This window comes from Clostridioides mangenotii TR, assembly GCF_000498755.1.
Lineage (GTDB): Bacteria > Bacillota > Clostridia > Peptostreptococcales > Peptostreptococcaceae > Metaclostridioides > Metaclostridioides mangenotii_A.
Genome location: NZ_AXUS01000038.1, coordinates 1 through 10,852, shown reverse-complemented (window position 1 = coordinate 10,852; position 10,852 = coordinate 1). Strand labels below are relative to the sequence as shown.

The following is a 10,852-nucleotide window of genomic DNA, read 5'->3' as shown; positions in this document are numbered from 1 at the left end:
AAACAGTTGTGTTTATCTAAAAGATATACTAATTTAGGGAAAGCTTCTCCTATTTCTTGACCTTTTTCATTTTTCATTCCTACTATTCTCTGTTTGATCATTTCTTCGCAGATCATAGCCATTTCTTTTTCAAATTCATGACCTTCTTCTATTTCTAAGTAAATAGTTGCAAAAGGAGCTTGTCCATTAGTAGTCTGTAATGTACTCAGCTGGTACCTTATCGTTTGAATACCCGATTTTAATTCTTCTTCAATTCTATCATGGGCTAACTCACTCGCTATATCTTCATTAAACTTTTCTCTATAATTACTAAAATATTTTTCATAAGATACTCTCAGAAAAGGTGCTAGATGTTTTATCGTAATTGATTGTCCACCATATTGGTTACTTGCTATTTGTGCCATAATTTGTGTCGTGATAGTACAAGCAGTACTAAACGACTTTGGAGATTCTACAAGTTTACCATTAATTACGGTTCCATTCTGTAGCATATCTTCTAGATTTATTAAGCAGCAATTGAACATCGGTTGTATTGTGTAGTCAAGATCATGGAAATGTAAAACCCCTTCATCATGTGCCTGTACTAAATATGTAGGAATTAGCTTTCTTCTAGCTATATCTTTTGAAACTTCTCCAGCAATTAAATCTCTTTGAGTAGATATTAATATTGAATCCTTATTAGAATTCTCATTTAATACATCTTCATTTGATTTATCGATTATGCCTAATATTCCCTCATCGGTTATACTTACTTTTCTTTGAAATTCTCTGACAGCGCGATAACCTTCATACATTCTCGCTGTTAGAGATTGACCATGTGCATTTAATCTATCAAAACAAATCCTTCAATTTGTGAGATACTTACGCTTTCCATCTTCGAAAAATTGTCTTCTGCTTCTTGAGCAATCGCTTTAGCAATTTGTGGCATATGAATCCCACTTCCATTCTTCATTGCTAATATTATTGCATTCTCTATTTTATTTTTATTAAAAGGGATACTAGAGCCATCTCTTTTTATTACTTTACTTATCAAAATACCACTCCTTATTTGTTGTTTAGTTTTTCGTCCTAGTACAATTTTATACCCTTTTTGTTATACATCTAGACATTTTATATATGTTAAATACTTCCTGTTGTACCGAATCCACCTCTATTTGAGTTTTCTAATTTATCTACTTCTTCAAATATTATTTCAGGCATGGATTTTTGAATTCGAAACTGGGCAATTTTGTCACCTTTTCTTATCGTTGTTCCTGGTACCTTGTCTTGTGTAGTCCATGTTCCTGGTGTTGTATTTGGTATATCCTTTGGTTGAAGACAATATAACATTCCATGCCACTCATCATTATCTCCTATGTACGTGTCATCTATAACACCAATCGAGTTTGGTTGAATACATCCCCAAGTTTTAAAAGTTGAAGATCTAGGGGCTATTATTCCTTCGTATCCTTTTGGTAGCTCTAATGCAAAACCCAATGGTATTAGTTTATATTCCCCTAATGGTATAAAAACTTCCTGTCTTGCATACACATCTATCCAATTACCTTTTTCTATCTTTTTTAACTTAGTTGCTCCATCAAAATATTTTATTTTTAAATTCATATTATACCTCTTTTCTTAAAATGTTAATATACGCTACCCCTAAAGCTATAGCATCATATATATCACTGGTTTTTTGCTTACCAGAATCACTATAGTCGCCTATATCAATTACTTCTTTTTTTATATATAAAGCTACATCTTTTTTATCAATTCGAACTTTAGTAATTTTATCATTTCCATGTTTGTCTATCGTAACTTTAGTTCTTTGTTCTATATTCAAATTTTTTCTTACACTAGTTGCTTGAAGATATATAGTGTCGCAGCTATTGTATTCAGCAGTACGCATCGAAGCTCCTAATAATTTTCTTAAAAGGAGCCCTATCTGCTTATTGATTGATATATATTGTTCTTCCATCAATACTGTGCTAATCTCATTGTTTTTTATAATCTTTTCTATTTCATTGCAAATAAAATTCAACCTCTCATCTTCAGTGTGAAAGTCATCTGCAGCCGTAACTATTTTTCCATAAGATATTATATCATAATTATACTTCTTAGATTTTTGTATTTCAAAAATACACCAACCTGTTGATGTCACAGATAAATCAAGAGCTAACAACTTTTGCAATAAAATTCTTCTTTTATTTCACTATTTATTATTTTTAGAGCTTCATAAATCATGACATCAGGTGATTTATTGTTGCAAACTGTATAATAACTTTCTTTTTCTAAAAATGGTGCGAATCTTTCTTTATCGTCAGCTAATCTTCTATCAATTTCTTCTTTGTCATCCCCTCTTGCTATCAAGCGTGTTTCAAGTATATCTTTATCCACCTGTACAAATATAGGTATGATTTTAACCGAGCTATTTTTAAAATAATTTTCTAACGCAGAGTACCCATATGGGTCTACAACAACCACGGAACATGTTTTTCCCTCTAGTTCTGATTTATGAATTCCATAATTCCAAATATCCCCTGTTGCTACATGATATTCTCTATGTTCTATAAAATCATCTTCATTTTCCTTGAAGAATGTATCACTTACAAAATGATAAGACTGAGTTCTTACTTCTTCCACACATCTTGGTGGTCTAGACGTATGACTAATCAACCTTGGTATATTCATACTGTCAGATATATATTCTTCTAATGTTGATTTCCCTGATCCTGAATATCCTAAAAACACAAAAATCTTTTTTAATGTTTCCCCTTTTTTATTCAGATTTTCCATTAAATCCCCCTCTATATTTCTTCTTTAATTAAAAGATGCAGTTCACATAATTTATATATAATTTGTTTCAATGCTATATAATTTTTACTATTCTCAATTGTTTCAATATCAGAATCACTAAGAGATAAAAAATATCTCTCAGCATCATTTAATCTTTTCAACAAATATCGATATTCTTGTATATTACTATACATTATACTATCTTTTCTAACAGTACCATTTCACAACTGAAATCTAAAGTTGTTAGAGAATAATAATTTCCTTTTTTACAAAATGATGTTGCAGATGATTTTATAACTTTGTCAATAAATACTAATGCTACATCAATTTGATTGGATAAATTGCATCCGTTTACATTATTCATTAAGAACATTTGGCCTTTTAATTTTTCATATTCTTTATTTTTATCTGGTAGATAATCAAATGTTCTGAGATCAATTACTTTATATCTATACATCTATTCCCCCTACTCCATTTCGTCAAGCATATCCTCTGTTTCACACTCAATGGTTTCTATTAAAGTTTCACTTATCCATTCTAAATCTTTAGGTGTTTGAGCAATGGATAAAATATCTGTCACAGATATACTTAAATTCAAATTATTACAATATAATTTTCCTTCATTGTTATAATAAAATATTTTATCGTTCAAATTTATTCCTCTCTCTCTTAATTTCTACTAGGTAATGCTAAGGTATATTAGCCTACGAATCTATAATAAAATATCTATTTTAATCTATATTGAACATCATCACTGACAAATCCCAATAAAGTCCCTTTGATATCATTCTCGTCAAAATATTTATTTATCATTTTAAAATGACCTCCTTGAGCACCCCATAAATCTACTAAAGCATACATGCGATTCTCATTATCTGCGAATTTATTGAACTCGTTTCTTCTGTATTTAGTGTCATTAGAATATTCTTCGTTATGCATAAAAAACACTTTATTTTCTGGCACATGTAACTCATTTACAAACAATTTCTTTTGCATCCTACTTGTTGTTATAATCGGTATATCATATTCTTTGCTTAGATTTGCTATAAAACTACTTTTCCCTATACCTCTATGCCATTTTCCATATAAATACATTAATTTATTATTCTCAACTGATTCAATTAGAGAAGATATAAACGTCTCTCTACCTTCCCAAAGTACAAAAGAATTATTGTCTATTGAATACAGTTTAGGCATAATAGACTCATTACATATTTGTTCAATTGATTTCTTTTTCTTATCTTTCTCTCTTATTATCTTCAAATATTTTCTCCTATTCTCTATAAATTATTTTTATCAATACCGCAGCTCCTACACATAAAAGAACTGTAGATAATAAATTTTGTTCGAACATTTAAAACCTCTTTCTGTCATTAACTTGAAATTGTTATTTGAATAAAATCTACCTTTTATTTCTTTTTGTTTCCTGTATTTTTCTTTTCAATTTTTGAATAATCTATTCATTACTCCTAACACTAATAAAATTGCAATCAATTTAGAATATGGAAGTAAAGTAATTTCTATCTCTTTTAATAAATCCATTTAAAAACCCTTTTCTGTATATCTTTTATCTTTTTTCGATTGTATATATTCATAATCGCCATATAGGATCGTTCGTTTCTTTTTGTTTTTAGATATGTATTCTCCTATCCATCCTATCGCAATCCCAAGACATGTAAAATATATCGCTGTAATTACTATTGAATTCATATCAGCACCTCTATTATTTTTTTAAAACATTAAACTTAATGTAATCATCTTTTTTATTTTTAAAACACTCTAAAACGTAGTCAAATTCGGTTACTTTTGCGGCACTTAAGTTCAAGATAGTGTTTACTTTATCAATATTAACAAACACACACTCCTCAGCTTTAAAACTCATTGGGATTGAAAGGCCTTGATCATTTTTCCCATTAAATATTCCTCTTAATTTTAATTTCTGAGAATTGCTTTTTTCGGATATTGAAAAAGAGAATATATTATCATCCTTTTCAAAGTCACTCCTATCTGTTTCTTCATTGAACTTGCAGTTTAATAAATCTAACATAATAATATCGAATTTTAAAAATATAAAAACTCTTTTACTTCCATCATTATCATCGAAATACTCTCTTATAGCCATATTGTTACAATCTTTTGTAGTAAAAATCTTTTCTCCATTTTCTTTATAGAAAGTTAAATCTGGTATATCATAAATTGCTAATCTCATATAATCTACTCCTCCACTAATATATAACCCGTAACTGTTTTTCTACCCATGTTATTAACCCTCTTGTAATAGACGCTGTCACCCTCTCCGTTATTTCTCGGGACATAAACATCAAATCTATTGACAGTGTTAAAATGTCTGCTACTCCCTCTATCATGGACTATCTTATGACCATAACCATCTATGTATAAATCCGTTCCGAAACTAAGGAAATTATTAGCGACTGTTTTGTCATTCATCATTGTTCCTGATGCTGTCTTAAATCCATACTTTCCATTCTCACAAGCCAAGCTAGAATAGTATGTTATATTACATGTAATTGCTTGTAATTCTTTTATCTTAATTCCTGTTTCATTTTCTATATTTGCTTTTAGTTTATACATTTTGTATTCATCGCTATTGTAATATTCTTTTATAGCACTGTTTAAGGCAATTGCAGATTCTTTAACTAAAGTACTTGCATCATATTTAAAATTTGCTGCTGGCAATTCCTCGTCCGTTTTTGCATGTACTTTTATAAAAATTCCTATTAAAATTAAAATAACAAGCACCGCAAATATAATTTTTTTCCTAATGTACATCTCCTCCTTTCTTTATAAATGAACTATTCATTTTATTTAAATTCCTTATTAAATTTAAATATTATTTGTAAATCTTTGAAAGATGGGCTTCCATTACCCATATAAAATTTAAGCATTCTCTCTAATAATTCTTTCTCATCTTCTTCTTTAAACACTATTGCATCACAATCTTTTTCTCGTTCTCTTATAGAATCTTTATATCTTAGTATCAATTCTTTAACATAATCACAACTAAATTGTTTCGTTGTATCATCAGACATTTGTCTACAAACACATCTATGACCATAGAGTAAAACTTCTTCTACTACATATTCTTCATTAATAAATAAAAAGCATTTTCCTATTAATTCTTCCATAATTTAACCTCCATAATAATGAAAATATTATCTTATTTAATTTTTTCTTTTATATCATCCCAACACTCTTCACAGACAGTGTCAAATTCTAACCATCTATTTTGATACTTATAGCTATCTTCTTTACATATTGAAATTCCACATTTTTGACAACTAAAATCATCTTTATATATAATTTCATTGCATATTTCGCATTGTGTTATATAATCTAGATAGCATTCTCTACATATATAGTTAACTTCATTTTCTATACTGATTTCTGTTATATTATTTTTTACTTCCGTACAATAATCACATTTCTTCTGAGCCATATATTCCTGGATTATTTTTCATATATTGTTCCAATTCTCCGTGCATGCTCTGTCTCATCTTGTCATCTAAAATTTGTATATTGTCTTGAATTGTACAAAAGTAAGATGCCATATCAAGACAGTCACTTGCCTCTTTGTTTGTCTTCCTTGAGAGATTAATAAAACTATTAAATTTATCTTCAATAACACTCCACATGTCCTCAAGCGACATTTCTAAATTTAGTTCCATTCGTTACCCCCTTTTTGTTGTTACTATAATATCTTTATCTAAAATCAGTATACTATGTTGTTACTATAATGTCAACTAATTATATAGAAATCTTATAAAATTTATCTATCCAATCTTCATTAGTGTCTAATGGTTCATATTTCGGATCTCCTGTCTTTTCATCAATACCAATATATTTTTGCTTAGGCTTATTCTTAAATTTACTTATTATTACGGTATCATCAATTTTTAATCGATCTTTTTTATATGATTTGGCTATTCTAATTTGACCTGTTTTAATATTGTATAATTCAAAATTAGGGCTATAACTCTCATTTTCTTGTAAATTATTTATTATAACGTAACAGTCTTTATTCGTTTCTGAATTCTTAAATTCTGAGTACTCGTATCTTCTAAAATCTGTTATGATTTGTTCACTATCAGAAATTGTTTTATCTATATTATTAAGTTGATCTAGTATATATTGCTTTGTGTCAATCTCTCTTATCTGTTTCTCAGTTTTTATAGCTGCGTATGGCATTAAAAATTGATAATAAACAGAACTGCTATTCACTAGTTTCGTATCGTAATGTTGTCTAAATAAGTAATATGCAGTTTTTATATAGTTGATATTCCCATAATCTTCAAAGTATCCTAAATTTATTAATACATCCATCTTACCTTTATCAATTCCGAACTCTTTAATCTTTACAAATAAATCAACAACTGAATTATATTCGTATTTTGATAACTCATATAAAACATTAGCTGTATCTTGGTTAACTTGTTTAAAAGACTTGATTGATTGACTTATTATCTTATTTTCAATATCAGCCTTGAATCCTCTGTTGTCTTGTCCAAATTTAATTTCTCCTATTTTTAAATCGAAATATTTCATTTCTTCTTTTAATGCTTTTACTTTATCTTTCTCACCTTTTTCAGTATAGTTTTCTAACATTACTTCATAAAAAATTTCTGTATGATAAGCTTTCAAGTATGCCTGAGTTACGCTGTCAATAGCCATACAATACGCATGGGAAGCATTAAATCCATAACCTGCAAAAGCTAATATAATACTCCATACCTCTTTAACTACTTTATCATCATCTATATTTATTTTTCTTTTAAATCCTTTTGTAAACTCTTCTTCTATTTTTTCAACATATGGAGCGATGTGTCTACTCCCACATCTAGGACATATTTTCATTCCATCATTTCCTGTATTCTCACAATCTCTACAGTAAGTTTTCTTCTTACTTATTGATTTAATAATGTCATATGTCTCTTTAACATTAATCCCAGCAAATTCAAGTATCTGCATTAATTGCTCTTGGTAGAATATGTACGAGTATGGCATTTCTGGAGTTTGCAAAAGGTCATCTAATGCTTCTATATTATATTTGAAATTATCTCTAGCTAAAAATTGATCGATTAAATCTTTAAAGGATGGTCTAACTCCAGCAATTAGTGAAGATAACTCTACTATATTTTGAGGTTTGTATTTTATAGTCTTCTTTCTAGTGCTACTTTTTTCTAATTGGTTGACACATAAAGTCAGCCCTTTACCGTATATGTCCCAAACTTTTTCATTGTTTTCTATTCTTTTTAATAATTCATCTATGGATAAAGGCTTCATTCCTAAACGTTTATATATTTGATCTGTTGTTCTAACCACATCTACAAATAGAAAATCATTTTTTAACCAACCAAAAGCATCTATAGTTCCACTTTCAATACAGGCCACCAATACTTCTTTTTTCGTAGTTGGAGATTTACACAATATTACTCCGATTTCTTCTTCAACATTTAATGGGCTAACAACTGAAGCACAAGGATGCGGTTTTCTAGTAGTGATAATTCCTAAGTACTTCTTACATCCTTCAATTAAGTCTTTGTATTTTTCGTCTATAAAATCATATATACTAATATCTTCAATAAGTTCTCCTAGTTCATCTTTTTCTGCATACTTCAACTTACTCTCATACTTATCAATTTGCTTTGATACAATGTCTGCATCAGAAGGGGTTATGTCATATGCTCGAGCATACATCTTCCATGCTGATTTAAACTTCAAAGTTCCAAAAGCGATTAAATCATAAACATTTTTATCTCCTAATAGTTCCCTTTGAGCTTGTAAGAAAGGTTCTCTTGATGCAACATTGAAGTCGATATCCGGCATTGCATGAGATTCTAATATTCTTTCCTTAGTTAAGAAACGTTCCGGATACATGGTTACCTTTGCTGCTATTCTATCTACTTCAGTAAATCCAAGCAATTTATTCGTGTACATACTAACAGCAGATCCTCTTCCAGAATGGGTAAGTACTCCACTATATTTGTTGATCCCAAGATCAATACTTTCCTTATTATATGTAAAATAATCACTCGTTTTACAACCAATAATCTCATTTACTTCGTATCTAATTTGCTCAAGATATTTTTTATGTAATTCTTTTGGTATATTTAATCTTTCTTTTTTCCATGCTTCATTGATAAGATCCTTTAGCTTATTATCTCTTTCTGCTTGAGATAACTCAGGATATAAAGTAGGCATTTTTATATCTTTGTTTAATACAATTTCTTCGAATTTTAGTGTCTGATTTGTGTTCTCTAAAGCTTTTTTTATCTCTCTGTCTGATAGTATATCCTGGTCTTGGAATCTTTCAAATAATGTATCATAATCAGGGAAATCTAGAAACCAACCTTCTTCTTCATCGTAGATTACATTCTCGCTTTTTAAATAATCATCTCTTTCTTTTAATTGATCATTATATATAACGTGGGAATCTACCCCAGCTATGATTGGTATATCATACTCTTTGCTAAGATTGATAATATGTTTATTTATTTCTTTTTGCTTTTCTGTATGGTGTGCTTGTACCTCAAGATAGAAGTGTTTGAATTTGTTATGTAGCTTTAGAATAATATCATCTATATCATCATATTTCCAGAATGCTAAGCAGGCTGTGGTTATAAACACATCCTCACTTGGTAAAGACATAATAAGATCTAAGTCTATCCTAGGTCTATAATAATAACCATCTTTGTTGCATTGACTCATTATTCTATTTATATTTTTTCTTCCGTTTTCATTTCTGGCCAATATAACAATGTGAGAATTTGTTCTATCTTTATCAAATCTATTTTTGACCCAATAGAACTCCCCTCCAAAGATCCATTTAAGAGGGGATTCACCTTTATCTATTAACTTCTTATTGAACTTTTCTATTTTTAAATATGAATCAAAGTATCTACCAACCATCCATGTTCTACTGTACTAATTGTTTTATGACCTAACTCATATGTTCTTTTTAGATAGTCTTCAATAAACATTGGGCTATCTGGAGTATATATGTTACTCTCATGGCTGTGTCTATGATAATTTTCATATGTCTTAATCTTTATCCCCCTCCTAAAATGGCATCACTAGGTAAAGGTAGAAATTCACTACTACCTTTTTTATAAACTATTTAAATAACTTGAAAACTCATCCGATATATACAATAAGTAGTCCTTTTTAGCCAGACTTTCAATCCATGATATAGGGATATTATCATATCCATAATATATCCCTGAAAGACCACCCGTTAAAGCTCCTATAGTATCTGTGTCTCCTCCTAAGTTAATAGCTGCTAATACACTATCTTTATATCCCTTATTGTTTAAAAATGAATAAATTACAGATTCTAAAGTATGTACCACATATCCAGTGGATCGGATATCCTCTAAACTTAAACATTTTATATTCCCAGTTAGGATTCTTTCATATTCTTTAATCGTACCTTGCGAAAATAGACTTTCATAATGACTTGTTCTCAACATATCATATGCAGTATCTGGCTCTATACCCATCATCAAAAATATCGCATATCTAACATAAATGACACACCCTAATACACTTATCTCATGAGCGTGTGTGATGGATGACACGTTGTTAATCGTAGGCATTATGTTTTTATCATATTTATGCAGATAGTATGCCAAAGGTAAAATTCTCATTAAAGACCCATTTCCATTTTCATAAAAATTTGTAGCTCCGCATTCAATTGCTGGTTTTAAACTATTCGAATATCTCATTAAAGAATCCCATGTTGTTGTACCAATATCAAATACCTGTCCTGTAGCTGTATACTTATTTCTTTCCGCCCAATCACAAAACCTAAGAGCCATATCATTATAGCTTATTCCTTTAGATTTTATTATTGAATCCATTGTTGCAATCATCATTGAAGTATCATCTGACCAAGAACCTTTGGGAACGTGATGTGTCCCAAATCCTATCATCTCTGTAATTGGATTATCCTTGAGGTGTACTCTACTTTTAAACTCTCCAGGAACACCTAAAGCATCTCCAACAGCAAAACCTATAATTCCATCTCGTACCATATAACCTCCTTTGATATAAAATCATG

Annotated in this window: 16 protein-coding genes; all 16 read right to left on the bottom strand. The window is 29.5% G+C overall.

Going from position 1 to position 10,852, the window contains the following annotated elements; translation table 11 throughout:
* On the bottom strand, positions 1–794 hold a 794-nt coding region (nrdD, locus tag T473_RS16965), incomplete at its 3' end, for an anaerobic ribonucleoside-triphosphate reductase (RefSeq protein ID WP_330369525.1).
* A gap of 29 nt (positions 795–823) precedes the next feature.
* Positions 824–1,033 carry an ATP cone domain-containing protein gene (locus T473_RS19915; RefSeq protein WP_161627580.1) on the bottom strand — a complete coding sequence of 70 codons (210 nt, stop codon included), beginning with the start codon at positions 1,031–1,033 and terminating at the stop codon, positions 824–826.
* An 86-nt stretch (positions 1,034–1,119) separates the two neighbouring features.
* Positions 1,120–1,602: a dUTP diphosphatase gene (locus tag T473_RS0114485; protein WP_024622535.1), complete on the bottom strand. Its 483-nt coding sequence runs from the start codon at positions 1,600–1,602 to the stop codon at positions 1,120–1,122.
* A gap of 1 nt (position 1,603) precedes the next feature.
* Entirely contained in the window at positions 1,604–2,170 is a 567-nt protein-coding gene (locus T473_RS0114480; protein WP_024622534.1) for a RuvC family protein, read from the bottom strand.
* Entirely contained in the window at positions 2,155–2,775 is a 621-nt protein-coding gene (locus tag T473_RS0114475) for an AAA family ATPase (RefSeq protein ID WP_024622533.1), read from the bottom strand. The genes T473_RS0114480 and T473_RS0114475 overlap by 16 nt, the downstream gene beginning before the upstream one ends.
* A gap of 193 nt (positions 2,776–2,968) precedes the next feature.
* Positions 2,969–3,232: a hypothetical protein gene (locus tag T473_RS0114465; RefSeq protein WP_024622531.1), complete on the bottom strand. Its 264-nt coding sequence runs from the start codon at positions 3,230–3,232 to the stop codon at positions 2,969–2,971.
* Between the two features lie 9 nt (positions 3,233–3,241).
* Positions 3,242–3,427 carry a hypothetical protein gene (locus T473_RS0114460; protein WP_024622530.1) on the bottom strand — a complete coding sequence of 62 codons (186 nt, stop codon included), beginning with the start codon at positions 3,425–3,427 and terminating at the stop codon, positions 3,242–3,244.
* Positions 3,428–3,501: 74 nt separating this feature from the next.
* Complete coding sequence (locus T473_RS0114455) at positions 3,502–4,038, bottom strand: hypothetical protein (RefSeq protein WP_024622529.1); 537 nt, start codon at positions 4,036–4,038, stop codon at positions 3,502–3,504.
* A gap of 279 nt (positions 4,039–4,317) precedes the next feature.
* On the bottom strand, positions 4,318–4,485 hold the full coding sequence (locus T473_RS18645; protein ID WP_161627579.1) for a hypothetical protein: 168 nt from the start codon (positions 4,483–4,485) through the stop codon (positions 4,318–4,320).
* 13 nt (positions 4,486–4,498) lie between these two features.
* Entirely contained in the window at positions 4,499–4,984 is a 486-nt protein-coding gene (locus tag T473_RS0114435; protein WP_024622528.1) for a hypothetical protein, read from the bottom strand.
* Between the two features lie 5 nt (positions 4,985–4,989).
* The gene (locus T473_RS0114430; protein ID WP_024622527.1) at positions 4,990–5,565 is read right to left on the bottom strand and encodes a 3D domain-containing protein; all 576 of its coding nucleotides are present in this window, start codon (positions 5,563–5,565) and stop codon (positions 4,990–4,992) included.
* A 32-nt stretch (positions 5,566–5,597) separates the two neighbouring features.
* Complete coding sequence (locus T473_RS17460; RefSeq protein ID WP_024622526.1) at positions 5,598–5,921, bottom strand: hypothetical protein; 324 nt, start codon at positions 5,919–5,921, stop codon at positions 5,598–5,600.
* A 32-nt stretch (positions 5,922–5,953) separates the two neighbouring features.
* Positions 5,954–6,232: a hypothetical protein gene (locus T473_RS0114420; protein WP_024622525.1), complete on the bottom strand. Its 279-nt coding sequence runs from the start codon at positions 6,230–6,232 to the stop codon at positions 5,954–5,956.
* Entirely contained in the window at positions 6,213–6,461 is a 249-nt protein-coding gene (locus tag T473_RS0114415; protein WP_024622524.1) for a hypothetical protein, read from the bottom strand. The genes T473_RS0114420 and T473_RS0114415 overlap by 20 nt, the downstream gene beginning before the upstream one ends.
* Before the next feature lie 79 nt (positions 6,462–6,540).
* Positions 6,541–9,702 (bottom strand): PHP domain-containing protein, encoded by a 3,162-nt coding sequence (locus T473_RS0114410; RefSeq protein WP_024622523.1) that lies wholly within the window; start codon positions 9,700–9,702, stop codon positions 6,541–6,543.
* A gap of 197 nt (positions 9,703–9,899) precedes the next feature.
* Positions 9,900–10,826 (bottom strand): ADP-ribosylglycohydrolase family protein, encoded by a 927-nt coding sequence (locus tag T473_RS0114405; RefSeq protein ID WP_024622522.1) that lies wholly within the window; start codon positions 10,824–10,826, stop codon positions 9,900–9,902.
* Positions 10,827–10,852: the final 26 nt, after the last annotated feature.

Bases quoted from the DNA above. Each gene is read 5' to 3' on its own strand.
- T473_RS0114485 (WP_024622535.1), bottom strand. From the start codon at position 1,602: ATGAATTTAAAAATAAAATATTTTGATGGAGCAACTAAGTTAAAAAAG.
- T473_RS0114435 (WP_024622528.1), bottom strand. From the start codon at position 4,984: ATGAGATTAGCAATTTATGATATACCAGATTTAACTTTCTATAAAGAA.
- T473_RS0114475 (WP_024622533.1), bottom strand. From the start codon at position 2,775: ATGGAAAATCTGAATAAAAAAGGGGAAACATTAAAAAAGATTTTTGTG.
- T473_RS0114465 (WP_024622531.1), bottom strand. From the start codon at position 3,232: ATGTATAGATATAAAGTAATTGATCTCAGAACATTTGATTATCTACCA.
- T473_RS0114405 (WP_024622522.1), bottom strand. From the start codon at position 10,826: ATGGTACGAGATGGAATTATAGGTTTTGCTGTTGGAGATGCTTTAGGT.
- T473_RS18645 (WP_161627579.1), bottom strand. From the start codon at position 4,485: ATGAATTCAATAGTAATTACAGCGATATATTTTACATGTCTTGGGATT.
- T473_RS17460 (WP_024622526.1), bottom strand. From the start codon at position 5,921: ATGGAAGAATTAATAGGAAAATGCTTTTTATTTATTAATGAAGAATAT.
- T473_RS0114430 (WP_024622527.1), bottom strand. From the start codon at position 5,565: ATGTACATTAGGAAAAAAATTATATTTGCGGTGCTTGTTATTTTAATT.
- T473_RS0114415 (WP_024622524.1), bottom strand. From the start codon at position 6,461: ATGGAACTAAATTTAGAAATGTCGCTTGAGGACATGTGGAGTGTTATT.
- T473_RS0114410 (WP_024622523.1), bottom strand. From the start codon at position 9,702: ATGGTTGGTAGATACTTTGATTCATATTTAAAAATAGAAAAGTTCAAT.
- T473_RS0114420 (WP_024622525.1), bottom strand. From the start codon at position 6,232: ATGGCTCAGAAGAAATGTGATTATTGTACGGAAGTAAAAAATAATATA.